Origin of the sequence: Amycolatopsis anabasis, assembly GCF_009765355.1 — a bacterium.
GTDB classification, from domain to species: domain Bacteria; phylum Actinomycetota; class Actinomycetes; order Mycobacteriales; family Pseudonocardiaceae; genus Amycolatopsis; species Amycolatopsis anabasis.
Genome location: NZ_VTHK01000020.1, coordinates 81,828 through 103,754 on the forward strand (window position 1 = coordinate 81,828; position 21,927 = coordinate 103,754).

Genomic DNA, 21,927 nt, shown 5'->3' on the forward strand with positions numbered 1-21,927 from the left:
AGTGCGCCGGTTGTCGCGCCGCACGACCGAGTCGTGCTAAGCGATGCCGAAAACGCGTTCGGCCGTGCGGTGGCCGATCGCGGTCCGTTGATCGTCGGTCAGCGGCACGTCCCGCAGGAAGGCTACGGCAGCCGCTGGGTCCTCGTACGGGTAGTCGATCGCGAACATGATGTTGTCCTCGCCGACCGCGCGCAGGGCCAGCGCGAGCACGTCCGGATCGTCGATACCGCTTGTGGTGAGTACGAAGTTGCGCCGGAAGTACTCGCTCGGGGTCAGCGACAGGCGCGGCATCGGGGTCGCCGCCCCGGCCGTCCGCGCCGCGAAGGCGTGCCGGTTGTCGATCCGCCGCAGCCAGTACGGGATGCCCTCGCCCAGGTGCCCGAGCACGACGGTCAGCCCCGGGTGGCGATCCAGCGTGCCGCTGAGGACGAGCCGCATGGCGTGCAGCCCGGCCTCGGCCTGGTATCCCCAGATCGCCCCGGGCAACCCGTGGTCGCGGTAGGCGGTGAGCATGCTCGGCGCCCGCGGGTGCAGGTAGATCGGCGCCCGGCTCGCCTCGGCCGCCGCCAGCAGTGGTGCGAATTCCGGCTCGTCCAGGTACCGCCCGCCGGTGTGCGAGTTGATCATGATGCCGTTGAGATCGAGCGGCCCCATGGCCCGCTCGATCTCGGCGGCCGCGGCGAGCGGATCCTGCGGTGCCACCGTGGCCAGCCCGCCGAACCGGCCCGGGTGCCGCCGCACGATCGCGGCCAGCGCGTCGTTGAACTCCCGGGCCAGTGGCACCGCGTCGGCGGCCGGATACGGCTGGACCCCCGGCGGGTTGAGGCTGAGCACCGCCATGTCCTGTCCGAGCGCGTCCATCTCCCGCAGCCGGGCGTCGAGATCGACGAGCCTGGCGCGGAAACCGAGTGCGCCTTCCACCGTGCGCATCAACTCGATTTCGGTCTCCTCGCCCGGCACGACGTCCAGCCCGTGCGCGACGCGCAGGAACGCCTCGGTGGCCAGGTGCTCCTCGACCGCGATGACCTTCATGCCCGCCGTCCGCCGTCGACCGACATCGCGATCCCGGTGACATAGGACGCGGCGTCCGAGCAGAGCCAGACCGCGGCCGCCGCGGCTTCCTCCGGCGTGCCGAGCCGGGCGAGCGGCGTGATCGCCTCCTGCATCGCGATCATCTCGGTTCCGGCCGCCACCTTCTCGAACCCGGGCGTGCGGGTCGGGCCGGGGCAGACGGCGTTGACCCGGATGCCGTCGGTCGCGTAGTCGACCGCGGCGGCTTTGGTGAGCCCGACGATGCCGTGCTTGGCGGCCACGTAGGCGGGGGCGTGCGGGATCGCGTACAGGCCGCCGTTGGAGGCGATGTTGACGATCGCGCCGCCGCCGTTGAGCAGGGGCAGCTCGTACTTCATGCACAGGAAGGTCCCGGCCAGGTTGACGTGGACCACGCGCTCGAACTCGTCCAGCGTCAGCTGATCGAGCCGCCGGTGGTGTGCGGCCAAACCGGCGTTGTTCACGGCGAAATCGAGGCCGCCAAGCGCTTCGACCGTGCGCTCGACAGCCGACCGCACGGAACGTTCGTCGGCGATGTCGACGGCGCCGGCCAGTGCTTCGCCACCATGCTTCTTGATCATCTCGGCGGTCTCAGCCGCTGTGGTCTCGTCGATGTCGAGCACGGCGACCGCGGCGCCTTGCCGGGCGAACTCCAGCGCCGCCGCGCGGCCGATCCCGCTGCCCGCGCCGGTGACCAGTCCTGCCTTCCGGGTGCCGTCGCTCATGCCAGCGGTTCGTGGTTCGCCCAGGCGACCTGGTACGGGTGCCGCGACTGCCAGCGCTCGATGACCTCGTGCAGGCCGGGCGCGGCGAACGCCTTCGCCAGCGTGTCGGTGTCGGCCACGGTGACTTGCACGATCGCGGTCGCGATCAGCGCCGGAATGGCCTCCTCGCCGGGAATCGGAAGGTGGCGCCGGGTCACGACCGACTGCGTGAAGCCGGTGTCGAGCATGACCCGTTCGATATCCGCGAGGTACTGGTCGAGCTCGGCGTCCAGCAGGGGTTGATCGAAGGAAACGATCATCGTATGAGTGATCATGCCTCGATTCTTGATGGCGTACCCCGCTGGAGTCCAAGATCGGTTCGATCTTCAGCGATAACCTGGAGGCATGGTTGAACTGGAGACCCGCGAACTCGAGTACTTCCTGGCGGTCGCCGACGAGCTGCACTTCGGCCGGGCCGCGGTCCGGCTCTCGATCGCCCAGCCGGCGCTGTCGAAGGCGATCCGGCGGATCGAGACCCGGCTCGGCGTCCCGCTGTTCGTTCGCTCCAGCCGCCATGTCGAGCTCACGCCTGCCGGGGAATCGTTGCGGGAACACGGGCGGCACGCGCTCAACGCGGTCAGCGCCGCCGTCCAGAACGCCCGGCGCGCCGGCGACACCCAGGCGCACCTGCGGCTCGTGCTCAAGCCCGGCGGCGACGCCGGCCTGCTGTCACCGATCCTGGCCGAATACGCCCGCCAACCCGACGCCCGCCAGGTGGACATCCTGTTCAGCGGCGCGCGCGACCGCACCGACTTCCTGCGCGACGGCCGGGCCGACCTCGGCCTGCTCTACGCGCCGTTCGACCCGCTCGGCGGCCTGGCCCACGAGACGCTGCACACCGAAGACCGCGTGGTCATCGTCCCGTCCGGGCACCGGCTGGCCGGGCACGCCTCGGTGCGAATGTCCGATCTGGAGGGTGAGACATTCCCGCGCTGGAAGGGGGTCCCCGGAGGCGAAGGCACCGGCCCCGAAGTCGCCGACGTGGTCCAGTTGTTCCACATGATCACGGTGAGCCGGATGATCGGAGTGCTCCCCCGCTCCCTGGTCGAACCAGTCCCGGCCGGACTGACCCGCATCCCGGTCACCGACGCACCACCCAGCCGCCTCGTGCTCGCCTGGAACGAACGGGACCACCGGCCACTGGTCGCGTCATTCGTGGCCGCCGCGCTGGACGCCAGACGGCAAGGTGCGGTGTGACCGGGCAGCGGCAGCCTGCTCAGGTGTCGGGGCGGGCAGCGGTGCGGGGTCGACATGGCTGTAGGCGCCTGGGGTCTGGCCGGTGGCGCGACGGAAGGCGTTGATGAAGGCGCTGGGTTTGCGGTAGCCGATGGCTCGGGCGGTGGCGTTGACCGACGCTCCGTTGGCCAGGTGGTGGGCGGCGGCGCGGATGCGGATGTGGGTGCGCCACTGGGCGAAGGTGAGGCCGGTTTCGCTGAGGAACAGGCGTGACAGGGTACGGACTCCGGCGTGCACCTCCTGCGCCCAGAAGGCCAGTTCGCGTGGGTCGGCGGGGTTGGCGAGAAGTCGTTCGGCGATGGTGCGCACTCGGGCGTCGGCTGGCATGGACACGTGGAGGGTGTTGGTGGGCAGCGGGGTGAGCAGGTCGAAGACGAGCGCTTCGGCGTGCCGCCGACCTGGATCCTCGGGCCCGGTCCGGTGCAGGTGCAGCACGAGTTCGCGCAACAGCGGTGTCACCACCACGCCGACGGGCTCGGACCAGGTGATCGGGCAGCGGCCGGGGGTGAATCGCACGACGCACAGTTCCCCGGCCTGCCGGGTGGCCACGGCGTGCTCGATTCCGCCGGGAACCCATATTCCGTAGGCGGGCGGCACCAGCCAGTCACGGGACGCGGTGGTCACGGTCACGGTCGCGGTCGCCGTCCACAGCAGCATGGGCCCGGGGTGGGCGTGCGGCTCGATGTGCAGCTGGGGATCGACACCTTTCCGGTCGATGCTCAGGATCGGCGAGATCGCCGCGCCGTCCGAATTAGTCATTGCCGTCCGATGTGGTCATGGTGTCGATCGCTTCCTTCGCCGGGCCGGAGGGCCGCGGGTTGGCCGTCGCGGGGCATCGGTTGGCCGTTACGTGCCTGAAAGCCACCCTACGTTGATCACGCAACAGGATGGTTGCCGAAGGAGCAGACATGGATTCGCTGACCACCGCACCGGTCGCCGACGTACTCACCCGCTTGTTCAACGAAGCGAAAGCCGCGGATCAGAAGCTGTACGAACAGTACGCCGGCGGCTCTTCCTTCGATGACGAGAGCGTCACGCGATTACTTGAGGAGTCGAAGGACTACAAGAAGCGATACAAAGCTCTCGCGGGCAACTTCCTGAACATTTCGGCAGAATTCGGTCAGTTCCTCTACATTTGCGCGCGGACCTGCCAGGCGCGGCGCGTCGTGGAGTTCGGCACCTCGTTCGGCATCTCCACCATCTACTTGGCCACCGCGCTCAAAGACGGCGGTGGCGGCCAGTTGATCGGGACCGAACTGGAGCCCGCGAAAGCGCAGCGCGCACAGGAAAACCTCGCGGCCGCCGACCTGGCCGACCTCGTCGACATCCGAGTCGGCGACGCCCTGGAAACCCTCCGCGACGGTGTCGGCGGGGTGGTGGACCTGGTGCTGCTCGATGGCGCGATTGGTCTCGACCTGCCCGTCCTCCGACTGCTCGAACCCCATTTGCGGCGCGGCGCACTGGTGATCGCCGAAAACGCCATCGGGGAATCGACCGAGTACCTCAACTACGTCCGCGATCCGAACAACGGATACCGCAGCCTGCCCCTGCCCTTCGAAAAAGGTCACGGAAACGAAATGTCGGTGTTTATCCGATAAGACCTGATCCAGGTGGCAACCAGCAAGGAGTGAATATGGCAAAACTCAGCGGAAAGGTCGCACTGGTCACCGGCAGCAGCCGGGGCATCGGGCGAGGCATCGCCGAACGCCTGGCCCGCGATGGCGCCCTGGTCGCCGTGCACTACGGCAGCAACGAGGCGGCGGCCGAGGAGACCGCCGCGACCATCGCCGAGGCCGGTGGCCGGGCGTTCATCGTGGGCGCCGAACTGGGCGTTCCCGACGACGTGGACACGCTGGTGGCCGGGCTGGAGGCCGGACTACGCGAACACCGGGAATCGGCGATCGACATCCTGGTTCACAATGCGGGGCTCAACTTCATGGGGCGACCGATCGAGGTTCTCACCCCTGAGGAGTTCGACCAGATGGTCGCGGTCAACGTCAAGGCACCGTTCTTCCTCACCCAGCGCCTGCTACCACGGTTGCGCGACGGCGGCCGGATCATCAACATCTCATCCGTCTCCACCCGGGTGGCCTCCGCCCATGGCATCGGTTATCCGCTCACCAAGGGCGCGCTCGACGTGTTCAGCCACACGCTGGCCAAACACCTCGGCCCCCGCGGGATCACCGTCAACTCCGTCGGAGTCGGCTTCACCCACACCGACATGACCGCCGGGGTGCTGGCCGACCCGGCGAACCAGGAGCGCAACATCAGCCTGACCGCCCTCGGCCGGATCGGCCAGGTCGCGGACATCGCCGACGCGGTCGCCTTCCTGGCCTCCGACGACGCCCGCTGGATCACCGGCACCAAGATCGACGTCACCGGCGGCGTCAACCTGTAGCGACGCTCAAGCGAGGGACACCCTGGCCAGCGCCGACGGACAAAAGAGCCAAGATCGGGATCCGTCGCCGTTACCATCGGCGCCATGACGGCCCGGTTACATGCCAGCGAGGAATTCCCCGCGATACTCGACCGAATCGACGCGCTCGGCGAGACCCTCGAGTCGAACGCGGACGCGGCCGAGGAACTCGGCAGGCTCACCGACGACACCGCGCGGGCGCTGCTGGGCGCGGGGGTCGTCCGGGCCGGGCTGCCGGAGAACCTCGGCGGCCACGAGTTCTCCCCGCGCCAGCTGATCGAGACGAACGAGCGGATCAGCTACCACGACGCCACTGCCGGCTGGACGATGATGGCGCTGCAGATGGTCACCGGCACCACCGCGGCCTATCTCGGCGCCGTCGCGGCGGCCGACCTGTTCCCCGACGTCGCCGGTGGCGACCACGCGCTGCTGGCCGGGCATGGCACCCGGCCCGGCCGGGCCGTCCCGGTCGACGGTGGCTACCTGGTGAGCGGGAGCTGGCAGTTCGCGTCCGGGATGTCGCTGGCCACCCACATCCACAGCGCGATCCAGGTCGAGGGAACCGGGGAGCTGCGGGTGCTGGCGATGCCGAAGTCGCAGGTAACGCTCGTCGACAACTGGGACGTGCTCGGGCTGCGTGCGACCAACAGCATCGACTACCACTGCGCCGAGGTGTACGTCCCGGCGACGCACACCTACCGCGCGGCGACGAAGGATCCGGCCAACGGTGGCGCGATCTACCGCGCCGGCCTGGTGAACATGTCCGCGATCGGGCACACCGGCTGGGCGCTCGGTGTCGGACGCCGCCTGCTCGATGAGCTGAAACTGGTCGCCGCGGCCAAATCCGGCACGTATAACGCCGCCGTCGACACCGCGCAGTTCCACGCCGAGTACGCGACCGCCGAAGCCAAGCTCCGCTCGGCGCGGGCCTGGGCGATGGACGTATGGCGAGACAACGAAGAAACCCTCGCCGCCGGCGAGCCGCTGAGCACCGAGCAGGACACCCTGATCAGGCTGGCGCTCAACCACGCGACGTGGACCGCGCAAGACATCGGCCAGACGGTGCACCGATGGGCGGGGACGGCGGCGATCCGCCGCGGGCCGATCGACCGGTTCCTGCGCGACCTCGGCACCGGTACCCAGCACATCACCTCGGGCCCGGTGGTCCTGCAGAACTGCGGCAAATGGCTCAGCGGCGCACAACCCCGAGCGCACTGGGAGTTCCTCGACTTGGTGCCGCACTTGCCAGGTCAGTAACCCGCCATCGACCTCTTCCAGTGACACCGCGGTGACGCACCGGTGACGGCGCGCCGGGAATAATGCCGCAAGCTCTCGCTTGGAGGCCGCTGTGTCCGGAACACACGCCGTCGAAGGCCGCCCGAACCGCGCGGGCAAGCGCGCCGCCGAGGGGGCGACGACCCGGCCGGAGGGGCCGTGCGCGTGGGAGGCGGCGGAGCCGGAGGAAGTGTCACAACCGGCCGTCTCGCGGGACTTCAGCAGGCTCCCGGTGCGCCGGGCGCCGCCGGAACGGCCACGCGCCGAACTCGCCGTGAGCGCACCGGACGACGCTTTCGAACGAGAAGCCGATCACGTCGCGGACCGGGTGCTCGGCGGGACCGGCCAGCAGCCGGCCGTCCGGCCGGGCGGCGAGCGCCCCGCCGTTCAGCGGGCGACGGCCTCCGCCACCGAGTCGCGGACCGTGCCGGCCGGCGTAGTGCGATCCCCCGGGCGCCCCCTGGACGCGGACACCCGGGCGTTCATGGAACCGCGCTTCGGATGGGACTTCTCCGGGGTGCGGGTGCACGCCGACGCCGAGGCCGCGGCTTCGGCGAACGGGGTGCAGGCCCTCGCCTACACCGTGGGGAACCACATCGTTTTCGGCGCGGGCAGGTTCGCACCGGCCACCCGCGAGGGGCGGCGCCTGCTGGCGCACGAGCTGGCCCATGTGGTCCAGCAGACCGAAACCACCGCGACACCGTCGCTTCAACGGCAGAAGGCTCCCGGCGCCGCGAAACCGGACGCCGAAGTGGGTTTCGTCATCGAGATGACCGGCGGCGGTTTTGAGCTGGAGGCGGAACTGCTGCGCCGCGGCATCCTGCGACCTGGCGAGTACACCTCTTGGGGCTGGGCATCCGATGGCTATTTCTTCCTTCATTCCAGCGGCAAGGGCGACACGTTCACCGAACACGTGGTGCTCATCGCGCAGTACATCAGAAACGCCAAGGGCGACGTGACCGGTTACCGGATCATTCCCTACTTCACTCGCGTCGTCGGTACGCGCGATCCTTCGGCTCCCCGCGAACCCGCCGATTCGAAGAAGAAACCGGCGGCCCCGGCGAAGCGCACGGCCGCGCCGCCGGGGAAGACCGCGCCGGAAACGCCGAGGACCGTCGACGAGATGCGGGCCGAGTTCGAAGCGCTGCCGGAACCGATCAAGAACTTGCTGGTGGCCGGGCAACAGCCCAAACCGCTGGACCTGGCACACCTGCTGCGCATCGCCGCGAAGCTCAAGCGGTTGCAACCGGAGGACCTCGAGCTCTACAAACTGGTGGCGAAGAAACTCGCCACCGACCTGGATTCGTTCGAACGCTCGGTGGACGCGTTCATCAAGTTCAAGGAACAGATCAGGGCGCAGGCGGACGCCGAACGGAAGAAGGACGCCGGCGCCGAAGAGCCGACCCTGGAAGCGAAGCTGGCCAAGACCTGGAGCCGGTTCGACGACGCGAAGTTCAGCGGCATGAACACCGCCCAGAAGGAAGACCTCGCCCGGGACATCGCCGCCGAACAACGCAATATCCAACTGGAACACATGGCGACCCATCCCGGCGAAACCGCGCTCGGCATGGCCGAAAGCATGGTGCGGCTGGACAAGACGGCCAAGGCCATCGCCGAGGACGTCCGGGAAGCGGCGGACGGGAGCAAGGGCGCCTACTCCAGGCTCGCCGGTGCCGTGGGCGCCTACAACAAGTACGTCGCGGCAGCCGCTTCGATCCTCTTCGTCGCACTGCTGTTCGTGCCCGGGGTGAACCTGCTCGAACTGGCGGTGGCCGGCCTGGCGGTCGCCGCGAGCGCCATCGCGCTGTCGGCCGCGGAATCCGAACTCCGCATCAAGGCCGCCGGCGAAGCCCAGACCGCCGAGGACTTCAAGACCCAGACGGCCAAATCCGCCGCGGCGCAAACCCAGGCGGTGGTGGCCGCGGCGATGCTGGCGCTGGCGCTGGTCACCAAGATCGTCGCGCGGATTCCCTTGCCCGGCAGGCTCCAGAACGTCGGTTCGGCCCTGAAGATGGCGAAGACCGCGCTGCTGGACAAGAGCGGTGTCGGCCCGGCGTGGCAAGGCATCAAGACCGATCTGCTCGCCAGGCTCCGCGGCGCCAAACAGGGGTTGCCCGAGGCGCTCGCCGACCAGGCGAAGGGGGTCTCGGCCACCGCCAAGGCCGTCGAGGGCATGTCGGGCGACGAGTTCGTGCAGCACCTGGCCGACGGCGACCCCAAACTCGCCGATCTCGGCATTCCACCGGAGCAGGCGAAGGCCACCCAGCAACTCGCGAAGACACCGGAAGGCAAGAACATTCCGGAGCAGCTTCGCCGCGACTCCCTCCAGGCGCTGCGGGATGCCCCGGTGGAGGCCGCGAAGAAGGTCGACCAGTTCCTGAAGAACGTCGACGACTCGATTGCCGAGGTGGAGCAAGCCAAGAGCGCCGAGCAGTTGCGATCCGCCGTGGACGACGCGAGCGCGAAGCTGGGCGCCGAGGAACAGGCCCGCCAGGCGGTCGCCGACGAACAGGCGTACGTCACCAAACGGGTGCGGGGCTCGCGGTGGACCGCCATCCGGGAGCAGGTCAGGAAGAAACTGGGCGCGCTGCAAGAAGAGCAGGCGCGGACCGAGGCCACCATCGACCGGCTCGAGCGGGAGCACCACGAGCTCACCCGCAAGGTCAACGAGCTCAGCAAGAAGGCCACCGACCGCTCGGCCGGCAGCGAGGCACGCGCCGAGGCGTTGCGGGAGTGGAAAGCGGCCAAGGAGAAGCTGAACAAACTGGTCGAGGAAGACGAGCTGGGTGGCTACCAGGAGGAACGCTCCAAGCAGAAGAAGAAAGAGGAAGCCATCCTGGAGTCGCTGGAACTCAAGCGACCCGCCTTGCGAAAGTCTCTCAAGGACGCCGTCAAGAAAGCGGCCAAGACCAACGCGAAGGGCGAGTACCTGGATGCGAACACCGGCGAAGCGATCCAGGGTGAACCGGTGTACGGTCACAAGTACGGCCGGGAACATCGCAGACTCGCGCTGGAAGCCTCGGAGAAGGGCATGACCCAGGAACAGTTCAACGATTGGGTCAACGACCACCCGGAATGGTTCCAGACCGAGACGAAGGCGAACAATGAAAGCCACCGATTCGAAAAGCCCGGAATCGACTGATGAAGACCTTCGATGAAGTCACGCGAGCGGTGTACCGCAAGGAGATGGCCACGCTCGGCGAGCTGACTCCCGGCGAAGTGAACCTCACCGATGCCGACGGGCGCACCCCGCTGATGCACGCTGTGCTGGCCGAGGACGCGGATCCCGCCGTCGTGGTTTCACTGATCGACCGCGGTGCGGATGTGAACGTCACCGACAACGGGCAGAACTGGACCGCCGTGCATTTCGCGGCACGTGATCAGAACGAGGCGTTGGTTCGGTTGTTGCTCGAGGCCGGAGCCGAAGTCGACGCCGTGGATGTTTTCGGCAATACGCCGCTCTGGCGCGGCGTGCTGAACGCCGGTTCCGATCTGGCGGCGTTGCGGGCGCTCCTCGAATACGGCGCGGATCCTCGGCGGAAGAACCAGTACGGAGCTTCGCCGCTCGATATGGCGCGCGAAAGCGGCCAGAGGGATGTCGTGGCGCTCCTCGAAGGTCGTTGAGCGCCGATCCCCCACCACGCCTCGAACTCACCGACCGGCAGAAATAATGGCAAGGAGGTTGCCCACTCCCTGCCACTCTCAACTTATAGCGCACCGGGGGCCTTGCGGCAAGGCCCGGGTCGTGCCGCACAATCTCCAGCCGACGCCAGAACCTGGGGAAACGGGGAGGATGAACGGATGGGCAGCTACGTGCTCGATCTCCAGGAGATCGACCGGACGCAGGTCGCTGTGGGCGGTGGCAAGGGCGCGCACCTGGGAGAGCTTTCGCGGATCGAAGGCATCCGCGTGCCGGCCGGTTTTTGCGTGACGACGGACGCCTTCCGGCGAGTCATGGAAGACGCGCCGTCGATTGACGAGCAGCTGGATCGGCTGTCGCGGCTGAACCCGGACGACCGGGAGGCGATTCGCACGCGTAGCGCGGAGATGCGCCAGATCCTCGAAGCGATCGTCGTCCCCGACGAGGTGGCGGCGGCGATCACCAGCGCACTCGCCCGGCTCGGCGAGGAAGCCGCCTACGCCGTCCGATCGAGCGCGACGGCGGAGGACTTGCCCGGGGCCTCCTTCGCGGGCCAGCAGGACACGTACCTGAACGTCGTGGGGCCGGCGGCGATCCTCCAGCACATCAGCCGGTGCTGGGCCTCGCTGTTCACCGAGCGGGCCGTGACCTACCGGCTGCGGAACGGCTTCGACCACCGCAAGGTCCACATGGCCGTGGTCGTGCAGCGGATGGTCTTCCCACAGGCGGCCGGCGTCCTCTTCACCGCCGATCCCGCCACGTCCAACCGGAAGGTCGCCTGCGTGGAGGCCAGCTTCGGCCTCGGCGAGGCCCTGGTCTCCGGCCTGGTGAACGCCGACGTCTACCGGGTGCGCGACGGCGGCATCGTCGCCAAGGCGGTCGCCGCCAAGCAGCGTGCCATCCACGCCACGCCGGGCGGAGGAACGCGGGAACAGCCGATCGAGCCGGCGCAGCAGGAACAGCCGGCGCTGACGGACGCGCAGGTCGTGCGGCTCGCGCAGCTGGGCCGACGGATCGAAGCTCACTTCGGCCACCCCCAGGACATCGAATGGTGCCTGGCCGACGACGGCTTCCAGATCGTGCAGAGCCGGCCGATCACCACGCTGTTCCCCGTCCCGGAGGTCGATGACCGGGACAACCACGTCTACGTCTCCGTCGGTCATCAGCAGATGATGACCGACCCCATGAAGCCCCTGGGTCTCTCCGTGTGGCAGCTGACGACCCCCCGGCCGATGTCCGAGGCCGGTGGAAGGCTGTTCGTCGACATCACCCGGCAGCTGGCGTCGCCGACGAGCCGCGCCGCCTACCTGGAGGCCCTGGGGAAGTCCGACCCGTTGATCCAGGACGCGCTGCAGATCGTCCTCGACCGCGGCGACTTCATCCCGTCGCTCCCCGACGAAGGTCCCGGCGAGCCGTTCCTCGGCGGCAGGCAGGCCGCGACCGAGAACGATCCGGCGATCGTCACCGAGCTGATCGAGCGCAACCAGGCGTCTCTCGCCGCGTTGAAGCACGACATCCGGACGAAGTCCGGGAGTGCGTTGCTCGATTTCATCCTGGAGGACCTCCAGGAGCTGAAGCGCATCGTGTTCGATCCGCGCAGCCTGCCGGTGATCATGGCGGCGATGGAGGCGACGGGGTGGCTCAACGAGCGGCTGCGGGAGTGGCTGGGCGAGAAGAACGCGGCCGACACGCTCTCCCAGTCCGTCCCCCACAACGTCACCTCGGAGATGGGGCTGGCGCTCCTCGACGTCGCGGACGTGATCCGCCCGCATCCGGAAGTCGTCGCCTTCCTGCGGGACGCGGAGGACGAGGACTTCCTCGACAAACTGGCCGAACTCGACGGCGGACCGGAAGCGCGCGACGCCATCGCGGCCTACCTCGACAAGTACGGCATGCGCTGCGTCGGCGAAATCGACATCACCAGGCCGCGGTGGAGCGAACGGCCCACCACGCTGCTGCCCATGCTCCTCTCCAACATCAAGAACCACGAGCCGGGCGCCGGTGAGCGCCGCTTCGAGCAAGGGCGGCAAGAGGCGTGGCAGAAGGAACAGGAGCTGCTGGAGCGCTTGCGGGCCTTGCCGGACGGGGAGCGGAAGGCCGAAGAAACCAAACGGAACATCGATCTCGTCCGGACGTTCATCGGCTACCGCGAGTATCCGAAGTACAGCATGATCAGTCGTTACTTCGTGTACAAACAGGCCTTGCTGGAGGAGGCCGGACGCCTCGTGCGGGCCGGTGTGCTTCGCGAGCAGGAAGACATCTTCTTCCTGCGGTTCCAGGAACTTCAGGAAGTCGTGCGTACGAACCAGGTCGACGACGAGCTCATCCGCCGGCGCAAGGACGCGTTCCGGTCATATCAAGCGCTCACGCCGCCCCGGGTGCTCACCTCGGACGGCGAGGCGCTCACCGGAACGTACCGGCGCGACGATCTGCCGGCCGGTGCGCTGGTCGGCCTGCCGGTTTCCGCCGGGACCGTCGAGGGGCGGGCGCGAGTCATCCTGGACATGGCGACGGCCGATGTCGAACCGGGCGACATCCTGGTCACGGCCCATACCGACCCCAGCTGGTCGCCCCTGTTCGTCGCGATCGCGGGCCTGGTGACGGAGGTCGGGGGCCTGATGACCCATGGCGCGGTGATCGCACGGGAATACGGCCTGCCGGCCGTCGTCGGGGTGGAACACGCGACGCGCTTGATCCAGGACCGGCAGCGGATCCGGTTGAACGGAACCGACGGGTACCTCGAGATCCTCCCCGCGACGTGAGGAACTGAGCGCGGTCAGGAGGGTGTCCAGCTCTCCGCTCACACCTTGACTGGACACCCTCCTCCCCCATCCGCGGCACGATCAGTGGTTCTCCAGGACGGGGACCGGCGTTTCGGCGGCCGCCGGGCGAGACCTGCGCAACGCGATCATGCCGACCACCGCGAACACCACGACGATCGCGGCACCGATACCGGCAACGGTGTGCAGGCCGGACGAGAAGGCATCCCGTGCGGTGGCGAGCAATCCGTCCGCCAGCGAACCGGGAAGAGCGCTCGCCGCCTGCAGGGCGCCGGCCATGCTGTCCGTCGCTTGGGCGGCGGCCTCGGCGGGAACCTGCGCGGGAACGGCGACCTGGTCGCGGTAGACGGCCGTGCCGATGCTGCCGAACACCGCGATTCCCATGGCGATACCGAATTCGGCGCTGGTCTCCGACATCGCCGAAGCAGCACCGGCCTTCTGCGGGGGAACCGAGCTCACCACCATCTCGGTGCACAGCACGCCCTGCGGCCCCATCCCGAAGCTGGCGATCGACATGCCCACCACGACGAACGCCACCCCACCGGCACCGGCGGCCTGGGTGAACAGCACGATCCCGGCTGCCGCGATCAGCATCCCGAAACCGAGCACGAACTCCGGCCGGAACCGCCGCGCCAGCCGCGGCGCGATCAGCGACCCGACCACCACCGCACCGGCCTGCGGCACCAGCCAGAGCCCGGCTTCCACCGCGGTAAGCCCGGCGACCATCTGCAGGTACTGGCTGACCAGCAGGAAGACACCGCCCATGGTGACCGCGCCGACCAGCATGATGCTCACCGCCGCGCTGAACGCCCGCACCCGGAACAGCCGCAGGTCCAGCATCGGATCGGCCAGGCCGCGCTGGCGGCGGACGAACACCACGCCGATCGCCAGGCCCACGGCGAGCACGATCACCTTGACCAGCGACACGCCGTCCTTGGCGGTCTCCTTGAGGGCGTAGATGATCGGCAGGATCGCGCCCAGCGACAGCGCCACGCTCGCCAGATCGAGCCGCCCGGCGGCGGTGTCGCGGTACTCCGGCAACAGCTTCGGCGCGGTGGCCAGCAGCAGGACCATGACCGGCACGGACATCAGGAACACCGAGCCCCACCAGAAGTGCTCCAGCAGCACGCCACCGACCACCGGCCCGATCACCATGCCGCCCATGAAGCAGCTCATCCACACCGCGATCGCCGTCCCGCGCTGCTTGGCGTCCTGGAACATGTTGCTGATCAGCGCCAGCGTGGACGGCATCAGCGTCGCCCCGGCGACCCCGAGCACCGCCCGCGCCCCGATCAGCATCTCCGGACTGGTGGCGAAAGCCGCCACGATCGACGCCACGCCGAAAGCGGCGCCGCCGGCCATCAACAGCTTCCGCCGGCCGATCCGGTCGCCCAGGGTGCCCATCGTGACCAGGAAACCGGCGATCATGAAGCCGTAGATGTCGATGATCCACAACAGTTGGGTGCTGCTCGGCCGCAGATCGGCGGCCAGGTGCGGGACTGCCATATGCAGCACGCTCATGTCCAGCGACAACAGCAGTGTCGGCAGCGCCAGCACCGCCAACCCCAGCCACTCGCGTCGTCCTGCCCTCATCATCGTCTCCCGGAGGTCTCGATCGTCTCGTCTCACCCTTCCGTCGAACCGCACCGGCCCAGATCGACATCGCGAGCCGAAATAGTCGAAGAAACTTTCCGCCTCGATCCGGCCGCGCGACCGTCAGGGCAGCAGGATGACCTTGCCGAACTTGCCCGGCCCGGCCAGGCGGGCGTAGGCGTCGGCGAACCGGTCGAGCGGGAAGGCCGCGTCGACGGGCACCCGCAACCGCCCCCGCGCCAGCAGCGGCACCACGGACGTCCGCACGCCGGCGGCGAGGAGCGCCTTCTCCGCGGGTGACCGTCCGCGGATGGTGGTGCCGATCAAGTGGGCGCGCGCGAGCATGAGATCGAACATCCGCAGCGGCGCCGTGGTGCCCGCCTGGACTCCGACGACGAGGACCTTGCCCCGGCTGCGGAGCAGGGCGATCCGCCGCAGGCAGTCCTCGCCGCCGACCAGTTCCACGATCACGTCGAACGGCGCGTGCGCGGCTTCCTGGTCGGGGGTCACCACGTCCACCTCGCCATCCGGGGCGAGTGCCCGCACCCGGTCATGGAGTTCGGGCCGGCGCACGCTGGCCACGGTGTGCGCCCCGGAGACCGCGGCGACCTGCACCATGGCCGTGCCCACCCCGCCCGCCGCGCCGCTGACCAGCACCCGGTCGCCGGCGCGGACCCCGGCCTGGGTGACCAGGGCGTCCCAGGCGGTGCTGAACGCCTCCGGGAATCCGGCGGCCTCCTCCCACGGCAGGCCGTCGGGCACCGGCAGGAGAAGATCGGCGGGGACCGCGATCCGCTCGGCGTGGCCGCCACCGCCGACCAGTGCCATCACCCGGTCCCCGGGCACGACCCCCGCGACACCGGATCCGACCTGCTCGACCTCGCCCGCGATTTCCAGGCCGGGCACGTCGTCCGGCCAGCCCGGCGGCGCCGGGTAATCTCCCCGCGCCTGCTGCAAGTCGGCGGCGTTGAGCCCGGCGGCCCGCACCCGGACCACCACGGCCCCCGGCCCCGCCACCGGCTCCGGACGCCGCTCCAGCTGGAACCTCCCGCGGGAATCGATCACTACGCTTCGCATGATCGCAATGTATGCCCGCAATCCTTTCGACCTTCGGGAGTGGTCCGGTGAACGGTTCCGGTGAGGTCAGCCGACGTGCTGCGCTCGGTATCGGTGTGGCGTGGGCGGTGGCCGCCTGCGGTTCGAACGGCAACAACGCTTCGACGGACAACGACCCGCTCGCGGTGGCGACCGATGCGTACGTTTTCGGGTATCCGCTGGTGCTGATGGACGCCACCCGCGCCAGCGGCGGGCCGGTCAACCGGTTCGTGCATGCCGACTCGCTGCCGACTCCGGCGGACCGGATGGTGGTGCGGATGAACCTGGACACCCTGTACTCGCAGGCATGGCTGGATTTGGCGTCCGAACCGCTGGTGCTGCAGGTCCCCGCGATGGACGGCGGCCGCTACTGGCTGATGCAGCTGCTGGACGCCTGGAGCAACACCGCGCACAACCCCAGCAGCGTCCGCCCGCGGACGCAGCCGCCGTTCACCTACCTGCTGACCGGGCCGGGCTGGTCGGGCACCGTGCCTGCCGGGGTCACCCATCTGCCGCTGCCGACCAACACGGTCTGGTTGATCGGACGGGTACAGGTCAACGGGCACGACGATCTCGCCGCGGTGCGCGCGATCCAGGACAAGCTGAAACTCGCGCCGCTCAGCGCCTGGCAGGCCAACCCCGACGCCGCGACGCCTGGCCTCACCCTCGGCGCCGCGACGAAGAAGTCCTCCCCGGCCCGCGATGTCGCCGCCATGACCGGTCCCGCGTTCTTCGCCAAGATGTGCGCGCTGCTGCCCGCCAACCAGCCCGCCACCGCCGATCAGCCCGCGATGCGCCGCTTCGCGAGCATCGGAATCGCCCCTGGCGCGACGCCCACCGCCGACCCGGCGATTCTCAACGCGGCGGCACAGGCGGCCAAACAGCGGATCACCGACTACCACGACCCGACCGCGCGGAACGTCAACGGCTGGAGCTGCCACACCGGCCTCGGCTCCTACGGCACCAACTACCCGCTGCGCGCCGCCACCGCGGCCGTCGGGCTCGGCGCCAACCTCGCCGAGGACGCGCTCTACCCCCGCCTCGACGCGGTCGCCGACACCAACGGCACGCCCCGCCGGTTCCGGCTGCACTTCCCCGCCGGGGGACTCCCTCCGGTGGACGCGTTCTGGTCCCTCACCGCCTATGACGCCGACAGCTTCCTCATCGCCAATCCCGCCGACATCTACGCCGTCGGCCACCAGCCCCCGATCCGCACCAACCCCGACGGATCCACCGACATCGTCGTCCAGCACGCCGACCCCGGCCCCGCGGTCCCCCGCGGCAACTGGCTACCCATACCCGCGACCGGCAAGTTCTCCCTCACCCTGCGGCTCTACGCACCCAAACCCGAGGCCGCCAACGGAACCTGGCGCCCGCCCACACTCGACACGACGACCTAGTGCGCGAGGCCGTCGATCATCAGGACGAGGGTGCAGTTTGACACTCGCCGCGCGGAGGTTATAGCTTCTAGCCAAAGCAAGGAGTAGTCACCAAGCGGTCGTGACGCCGGGAGGAACGCCATGTCCAGCACCTGTCAGCGACAAGGTGCCGACTTGGCCGCCGCGTCCGGGCACCTCGGCTCGCATCCCGGGTTTCCCGAAGGGCTTCTCGCCGGGACTTCGATCACGGCTCGCGGCCACCGGCGGGAAAGCACCGTGGGAGCGGCGGCCGTGGCGGTCGCCGTGTACGCGCCGGATCTGGTGGCCAGGCTCGGCGCGACCAGCATCCTCGGCGCGGACCCGCGGCTGAACGTGCTCGACGAGGCCGGCTTCGCGGCCGCCGAGATCATCGTGGTGGTGGCGGATTCCATCGGCGAGCGGGTTTTCAAGTTCCTGCGCGAGGCGCGTGACGGGTCACGTCTGGAGTCCCCGCCGCGGTGCGTGGTCGTCACTGATCATTTCCGGACCGAGGTTCTGATGACGGCGATCGAGTGCGGAATGGCCGCGTTACTGCCGCGACGCACGCTCGAGGGCGAGAAACTGGTCCGGACGATTCTCGCGGTCAGCCAAGGCGCGGCTGCCCTGCCACCCAGGCTGCAGGGCAGCCTGCTTACCCAGCTCGAACGGGTGCAGCGGGACGTGCTGGAACCCCAGGGCCTTGCCCTGTCCGGTCTGTCCACACGCGAACGTGAAATCCTGCGACTACTGGCCGACGGCCACGGCACCGAAGAGATCGCGGCCATGCTGGCGTATTCGGAGAGCACGGTGAAACAGGTCCTGCACCGCGTGATGACCCGCTACGAACTCAACAACCGCACCCACGCGGTCGCATTCGCGCTCCGCACCGGAGCGATCTGAAGGGAATTCCGACGGTTACCCCGCCAGCCGGGGCGGCCTGGTCACCGCGAGAGCAGGGTGTGGAGTTCGTCGCCGAGCCGCAGGGTGCGGTCGAATTCCATTCCGGTGAAGTGTCCGGCGAGTTCGAGCGACAGAGTGCCGTGCAGCCGGGTCCAGAAGAGCCTGATGAACGACCGCCGGGTGCTCGCTCACCCATTCGCGGATGACGCGGGCAGCCCGCCGCGATGATCTGCTCCCACGCGTGCTGCTTGATCTCCGCACGCACCTGGACCCGGTAACGCTCCCGCGGACTCTGCCCGCCTCGGCCCGCCATCACACATCACTTTTACCATTGCCCCTTAGAGTCATACGTTATAAGCTATAACTCTAACGACAAGTACTAACAATAATCGCCAAGTCGATCCAGGAATGAGGAGAAGACGATGACCACCATCCTGCAATCCGACCGCACCGCCACCCGCCCTTCGCTGCCCGTTCTCATCGCGGCCTGGGCTGTTCCGGTCCTCGTTGTCGGCCAGTTCGCCCTGATTTCCGGTATCCCGATCGCCGTGGTGCTGATCGGCAGCCTGCGCACCCCTCGGTTGGGCGCACTGCGCTGGTGGGCCGGCGCTCTCACCGCGGTCTACGCCGTCCCGCTGGCGCTGTGGCTGCTCGGGCCGAGCAGTGCGCCAAGCCTGTCGAAGTACCTGAGCCCGCTGGTCACCGCGCTGTTCGCCGCCACAGGTGTCGCCGTCGCCATCGCACATCACGTCCTGCGCAGAAGCTCCCGAGCAGCGACCCGCGAACGATCAAGCCGACACCGCTGATCGGTGGCCCGAAGCGCCATCTTCTGACCCGACAAGCAGGCGCCAAATCCGGAGAAATGCACGATCGGCCCGCCGAAATTATCCTTAAGGGCACAGTGGATCTTCCAACTGGGTGATGGTGACCAGTCGAGACTGGCGGGTTGATCGCGGCCGCGGATAGGTTCCGCTTGTGCGCGATGCCCGGCAGCGCAACACGCTGGATGTCATGCACAGGCAGCGGCCCGTTTCCGATACCCCCCAGATCGATTGAGCGGGCCGCTGTTTCCTATTCGTCGCACCGGGAGCTTTTCGGGCACTGGGTCAGATCCGCCCATACCGCATCGCATCCTTCGAATTACGCGGCAAGGATGTTCGATGGGACCGCAAACGAAGGTCTTCAGGGCAAACATCGGTCGTGCTGATTGATTCTGCACATGCCGGTGGCACGCTACGGAACGCCGGCATTGATTAAAGGAGAACCGCACGTGAACCGGAAAACCACTGTCAGAAAGGTGCTCGGACGCACCTGCTCACTGATCGCCCTCGGCGCCATGACCGTCGCGCTGACGCCGACACCCGCGACCGCTGGAACAACAACCAAAACATACGATTTCAGCTACGAAAGCGGTTTCGAGGGGTGGGTCCCCAAAACCGACGAGACCTCCGGGGCGCCGGACTGCGACGGTCCGCACGACTCGGCTATTGTGCGTTCCGCCGCCAAGGCCCGCACCGGCACGCACAGCCTCGACTTCAAGGTGAGAAGCCCGCACGACTGCGGGCTGGCTTATGTCGACCGCCAGTTCGATGTCGGCACCACCAATCCGGTGCGGCTCGACCTGTCGCTCTGGCTGTGGAGCGAGGACTACGAAGGCGGTACCGGCGGCCTGTTCGCGGTACTGGCACGCGGCGGAGCCGACTGCGTCAGCGATCCACGATGGAACCGCGGAGGCGGCGGCTGGGAAGGCTTCACCGAGCTCGGATCGACCGGGCACGCGGAAGGCCCGGGCTGGTACAACTACCGCTACCGGGCCACGGTCACCCCGAACCCCAGCGGTCACATCTGTGTCTCCCAAGCCATGAAGCTGTCGTCGACCACCGGTGAAGACTTCAAGCACTACTACCTCGACGACACCAAGGTGACCATCAACTGACCCGACTTTCCGAGCACAGCACGAAGTTTCGTCGTGGCCGATCCCGAACACCTGCGTTCTCGTTCACGTATTGGAGTTTCTTCGCATGTCCACCGCAGTCAGGTCACGGGCTGTCCGCCGCCGTTGGTGGTGGTTCCTGTGGAGCCTCCTGGTCGTGCCGGCGATCGGCATCACGGCGTACTTCGTGACCCCGTACGTGAGCGGAAGTTCGACGGTGCCGATCGACATGAGCATCCCGGGCTACTACGTCAGCCTGGCGGTGCACGCGGTGCCCGCCGGGCTGGCGTTGCTCATCGGGCCGTGGCAGTTCGTGCCGCGGTTGCGGGCGCGGTTCCCCCGGGCGCACCGGATGCTGGGCCGGGTGTACCTGGTCTCGGTCGTGGTCGCCGCCGCGGCGGCGACATACTCCACCGTGGTCACCCCGAGCGGTTTCGCGCTGCAGGTCGCGTTCGCCATGCTGGTGGTGGCCTGGTTGTATTCGGCCGCTCAGGCATACCGGACCATCCGGCGCGGTGCGGTGCGGCTGCACCGGATCTGGATGATCCGCAACTACGCGCTCACCTTCGCCGCGGTGACCCTGCGGCTCTACCTGCTGCTCGGTGTGCAGCTGATGAATGTCATCCCATCGCTGCCGTACAAGGACGTCTACACCGCGAGCGCCTGGGCGTCCCTGCTGGGCAACGTGCTCGTCGCGGAATACTTCATCATCCACCGCACAACCAGCCCGCGGCACTCAGGACTAGGACGTGTTTCAAAAGCCGCGTGTTCCCGCTCAAGACGACCCGGCGCGCGCCTCGGCCGAAGGCCCCGGATTTGCGGAGGCAGGCCGCAGACCTGCGCGAGTCACGGCCTGGCTACGCAAATCCGGACGCGCGCATTATGAAACACAGCCTAGCAGCGTCCGAAGAATTCGACCTCGCCGAGGGCGACCAGTCTTCCCGGACCGGTGCCGTAGACCGCTCGCACGGTGAGCCGTAGCTCGGTCACGTCGGAGATCGCCAGCGCGGTGTGCTGCGGCCCCGGCTGGTCGGCCAGCCGCACCGCGCTGGTCTGCTGTCCCCCGCCCTCGGTGATCGCGGTGAGTTCCAGCTCCGCGGGCCGGGCCTGCGCGTTGAAGACTTCGCGTTCGGTGGAGGCTCCGCTGTTCACCACGATATCGAGCAACCGGCATGGGCGGTCGAACTTCGCGTCCAGGTGTTCCCCTTGCGCGGGCGCGGGCGCCGCGGGCGCCCAGAACCGGTTGGTGAACCCGTCCACGGCCAGCCCCGCCGGGTGCCCGTCGGCCGCGCTGGAGGCGGTGATCGCCGGGGTGAGCGCGGCGGGCTTGCTGGTCTTGTCCTTCACCGCGGTGACGATGTCCGGTCCATAGCGGACCAGCGCGCCCACCACCAGCGCCAGGATCGCCAGCACCAGCAGGAAAACCGGGAACCGGATCCGCCGCCGGAACCGGGGCAGGCGGAGCCGTCGCCACCACGGCACCCGTGGGGCCTCGACCTTGGTCTCGTTCAGGACCGCGCCGCAGCGCCGGCAGAACCGGCGGCCGGGTGCGTTCGGCGTACCGCAGTTCGGGCACGGGCGGTCGTCCGGACCGGCCGGCGCCTGGGCATCGATCGCCGAGCGGACGGTGGGGCGCTTGCTGACCGGTTTGCTCGGCTGCACGGCACCCGGCTGTTCGCCACCGCTGACCGGCGCGGGCTCGACGGGAGCCGGAGCGGGTTCGGCCGGTGTTTCCGGTTTGCCCCAGTCCAGGTAGGCCCCGCAGTTCCCGCAGAACGATTCACCCTCGGTGACCGGCGCGCCGCACACCTCGCACCGCCGCACCTGCTCGCCGACGTTTCCAGCCAT

At 68.6% G+C, this 21,927-nt stretch carries 20 protein-coding genes; 12 read left to right on the plus strand and 8 right to left on the minus strand.

Going from position 1 to position 21,927, the window contains the following annotated elements:
- Positions 1 to 36 precede the first annotated feature (36 nt).
- From FXO23_RS25550 to FXO23_RS25560, 3 genes are read right to left on the minus strand one after another with little or no spacing between them, the layout of a single operon-like run.
- On the minus strand, positions 37 to 1,032 hold the full coding sequence (locus FXO23_RS25550) for an amidohydrolase family protein (RefSeq protein WP_158887961.1): 996 nt from the start codon (positions 1,030 to 1,032) through the stop codon (positions 37 to 39).
- Entirely contained in the window at positions 1,029 to 1,775 is a 747-nt protein-coding gene (locus FXO23_RS25555; protein WP_158887962.1) for an SDR family NAD(P)-dependent oxidoreductase, read from the minus strand. Before FXO23_RS25555 ends, FXO23_RS25550 begins: the two co-directional genes overlap by 4 nt.
- A complete protein-coding gene (locus tag FXO23_RS25560) occupies positions 1,772 to 2,089 on the minus strand; it encodes a hypothetical protein (RefSeq protein ID WP_158887963.1) in 318 nt (105 codons plus the stop codon). Before FXO23_RS25560 ends, FXO23_RS25555 begins: the two co-directional genes overlap by 4 nt.
- 70 nt (positions 2,090 to 2,159) lie before the next feature.
- Here FXO23_RS25560 and FXO23_RS25565 point away from each other — a divergent pair, with 70 nt between their 5' ends.
- On the plus strand, positions 2,160 to 3,011 hold the full coding sequence (locus tag FXO23_RS25565) for a LysR family transcriptional regulator (RefSeq protein ID WP_158887964.1): 852 nt from the start codon (positions 2,160 to 2,162) through the stop codon (positions 3,009 to 3,011).
- Here the strand turns inward: FXO23_RS25565 and FXO23_RS25570 are convergent.
- Positions 2,964 to 3,809 (minus strand): helix-turn-helix domain-containing protein, encoded by an 846-nt coding sequence (locus tag FXO23_RS25570; protein ID WP_158887965.1) that lies wholly within the window; start codon positions 3,807 to 3,809, stop codon positions 2,964 to 2,966. The genes FXO23_RS25565 and FXO23_RS25570 overlap by 48 nt on opposite strands.
- A 149-nt stretch (positions 3,810 to 3,958) precedes the next feature.
- Here FXO23_RS25570 and FXO23_RS25575 point away from each other — a divergent pair, with 149 nt between their 5' ends.
- The 6 genes from FXO23_RS25575 (at position 3,959) to rph (ending at position 13,143) form a co-directional block, all read left to right on the plus strand.
- On the plus strand, positions 3,959 to 4,648 hold the full coding sequence (locus tag FXO23_RS25575; RefSeq protein WP_158887966.1) for an O-methyltransferase: 690 nt from the start codon (positions 3,959 to 3,961) through the stop codon (positions 4,646 to 4,648).
- Positions 4,649 to 4,683: 35 nt separating this feature from the next.
- Positions 4,684 to 5,448 (plus strand): SDR family NAD(P)-dependent oxidoreductase, encoded by a 765-nt coding sequence (locus FXO23_RS25580; protein ID WP_158887967.1) that lies wholly within the window; start codon positions 4,684 to 4,686, stop codon positions 5,446 to 5,448.
- Between the two features lie 84 nt (positions 5,449 to 5,532).
- Entirely contained in the window at positions 5,533 to 6,723 is a 1,191-nt protein-coding gene (locus FXO23_RS25585) for an acyl-CoA dehydrogenase family protein (RefSeq protein WP_158887968.1), read from the plus strand.
- A 91-nt stretch (positions 6,724 to 6,814) separates the two neighbouring features.
- Positions 6,815 to 9,883, plus strand: a complete 3,069-nt coding sequence (locus FXO23_RS25590; protein ID WP_158887969.1) for an eCIS core domain-containing protein — start codon at positions 6,815 to 6,817, stop codon at positions 9,881 to 9,883.
- Positions 9,883 to 10,365 (plus strand): ankyrin repeat domain-containing protein, encoded by a 483-nt coding sequence (locus tag FXO23_RS25595; protein ID WP_158887970.1) that lies wholly within the window; start codon positions 9,883 to 9,885, stop codon positions 10,363 to 10,365. Before FXO23_RS25590 ends, FXO23_RS25595 begins: the two co-directional genes overlap by 1 nt.
- Before the next feature lie 177 nt (positions 10,366 to 10,542).
- Positions 10,543 to 13,143 (plus strand): rifamycin-inactivating phosphotransferase, encoded by a 2,601-nt coding sequence (rph, locus tag FXO23_RS25600; protein ID WP_158887971.1) that lies wholly within the window; start codon positions 10,543 to 10,545, stop codon positions 13,141 to 13,143.
- A gap of 81 nt (positions 13,144 to 13,224) precedes the next feature.
- On the opposite strand, the gene FXO23_RS25605 is transcribed toward rph, so the two are convergent.
- Positions 13,225 to 14,754, minus strand: a complete 1,530-nt coding sequence (locus FXO23_RS25605) for an MFS transporter (protein ID WP_158887972.1) — start codon at positions 14,752 to 14,754, stop codon at positions 13,225 to 13,227.
- A gap of 123 nt (positions 14,755 to 14,877) precedes the next feature.
- Entirely contained in the window at positions 14,878 to 15,831 is a 954-nt protein-coding gene (locus tag FXO23_RS25610; protein ID WP_158887973.1) for an alcohol dehydrogenase catalytic domain-containing protein, read from the minus strand.
- A 47-nt stretch (positions 15,832 to 15,878) separates the two neighbouring features.
- On the opposite strand from FXO23_RS25610, the gene FXO23_RS25615 reads away from it, so the two are divergent.
- Both FXO23_RS25615 and FXO23_RS25620 read left to right on the plus strand, forming a co-directional pair.
- The gene (locus FXO23_RS25615) at positions 15,879 to 17,249 is read left to right on the plus strand and encodes a DUF1254 domain-containing protein (protein WP_218952147.1); all 1,371 of its coding nucleotides are present in this window, start codon (positions 15,879 to 15,881) and stop codon (positions 17,247 to 17,249) included.
- Positions 17,250 to 17,402: 153 nt separating this feature from the next.
- Positions 17,403 to 18,146 (plus strand): response regulator transcription factor, encoded by a 744-nt coding sequence (locus tag FXO23_RS25620; RefSeq protein WP_246257793.1) that lies wholly within the window; start codon positions 17,403 to 17,405, stop codon positions 18,144 to 18,146.
- Positions 18,147 to 18,187: 41 nt separating this feature from the next.
- Here FXO23_RS25620 and FXO23_RS51710 read toward each other — a convergent pair whose 3' ends face one another.
- Positions 18,188 to 18,313, minus strand: coding sequence for a TetR-like C-terminal domain-containing protein (locus tag FXO23_RS51710; RefSeq protein WP_425484906.1), 126 nt, complete (start codon positions 18,311 to 18,313; stop codon positions 18,188 to 18,190).
- A gap of 255 nt (positions 18,314 to 18,568) precedes the next feature.
- Here FXO23_RS51710 and FXO23_RS25630 point away from each other — a divergent pair, with 255 nt between their 5' ends.
- From FXO23_RS25630 to FXO23_RS25640, 3 genes are all read left to right on the plus strand, one after another.
- Positions 18,569 to 18,952, plus strand: coding sequence for a hypothetical protein (locus FXO23_RS25630; RefSeq protein WP_158887976.1), 384 nt, complete (start codon positions 18,569 to 18,571; stop codon positions 18,950 to 18,952).
- 464 nt (positions 18,953 to 19,416) lie between these two features.
- On the plus strand, positions 19,417 to 20,082 hold the full coding sequence (locus tag FXO23_RS25635; protein ID WP_158887977.1) for a hypothetical protein: 666 nt from the start codon (positions 19,417 to 19,419) through the stop codon (positions 20,080 to 20,082).
- A gap of 85 nt (positions 20,083 to 20,167) precedes the next feature.
- The gene (locus tag FXO23_RS25640) at positions 20,168 to 20,965 is read left to right on the plus strand and encodes a DUF2306 domain-containing protein (protein WP_158887978.1); all 798 of its coding nucleotides are present in this window, start codon (positions 20,168 to 20,170) and stop codon (positions 20,963 to 20,965) included.
- A gap of 8 nt (positions 20,966 to 20,973) precedes the next feature.
- On the opposite strand, the gene FXO23_RS25645 is transcribed toward FXO23_RS25640, so the two are convergent.
- Positions 20,974 to 21,927, minus strand: coding sequence for an NADase-type glycan-binding domain-containing protein (locus FXO23_RS25645; protein ID WP_158887979.1), 954 nt, complete (start codon positions 21,925 to 21,927; stop codon positions 20,974 to 20,976).

Coding starts and splice junctions, on each gene's coding strand:
- FXO23_RS25570 (WP_158887965.1), bottom strand. CDS start 3,809: ATGACTAATTCGGACGGCGCGGCGATCTCGCCGATCCTGAGCATCGAC.
- FXO23_RS25555 (WP_158887962.1), bottom strand. CDS start 1,775: ATGAGCGACGGCACCCGGAAGGCAGGACTGGTCACCGGCGCGGGCAGC.
- FXO23_RS25550 (WP_158887961.1), bottom strand. CDS start 1,032: ATGAAGGTCATCGCGGTCGAGGAGCACCTGGCCACCGAGGCGTTCCTG.
- FXO23_RS25575 (WP_158887966.1), top strand. CDS start 3,959: ATGGATTCGCTGACCACCGCACCGGTCGCCGACGTACTCACCCGCTTG.
- FXO23_RS25610 (WP_158887973.1), bottom strand. CDS start 15,831: ATGCGAAGCGTAGTGATCGATTCCCGCGGGAGGTTCCAGCTGGAGCGG.
- rph (WP_158887971.1), top strand. CDS start 10,543: ATGGGCAGCTACGTGCTCGATCTCCAGGAGATCGACCGGACGCAGGTC.
- FXO23_RS25595 (WP_158887970.1), top strand. CDS start 9,883: ATGAAGACCTTCGATGAAGTCACGCGAGCGGTGTACCGCAAGGAGATG.
- FXO23_RS25645 (WP_158887979.1), bottom strand. CDS start 21,927: ATGGCTGGAAACGTCGGCGAGCAGGTGCGGCGGTGCGAGGTGTGCGGC.
- FXO23_RS25605 (WP_158887972.1), bottom strand. CDS start 14,754: ATGAGGGCAGGACGACGCGAGTGGCTGGGGTTGGCGGTGCTGGCGCTG.
- FXO23_RS25585 (WP_158887968.1), top strand. CDS start 5,533: ATGACGGCCCGGTTACATGCCAGCGAGGAATTCCCCGCGATACTCGAC.
- FXO23_RS25565 (WP_158887964.1), top strand. CDS start 2,160: ATGGTTGAACTGGAGACCCGCGAACTCGAGTACTTCCTGGCGGTCGCC.
- FXO23_RS25580 (WP_158887967.1), top strand. CDS start 4,684: ATGGCAAAACTCAGCGGAAAGGTCGCACTGGTCACCGGCAGCAGCCGG.
- FXO23_RS25640 (WP_158887978.1), top strand. CDS start 20,168: ATGTCCACCGCAGTCAGGTCACGGGCTGTCCGCCGCCGTTGGTGGTGG.
- FXO23_RS25560 (WP_158887963.1), bottom strand. CDS start 2,089: ATGATCACTCATACGATGATCGTTTCCTTCGATCAACCCCTGCTGGAC.
- FXO23_RS25630 (WP_158887976.1), top strand. CDS start 18,569: ATGACCACCATCCTGCAATCCGACCGCACCGCCACCCGCCCTTCGCTG.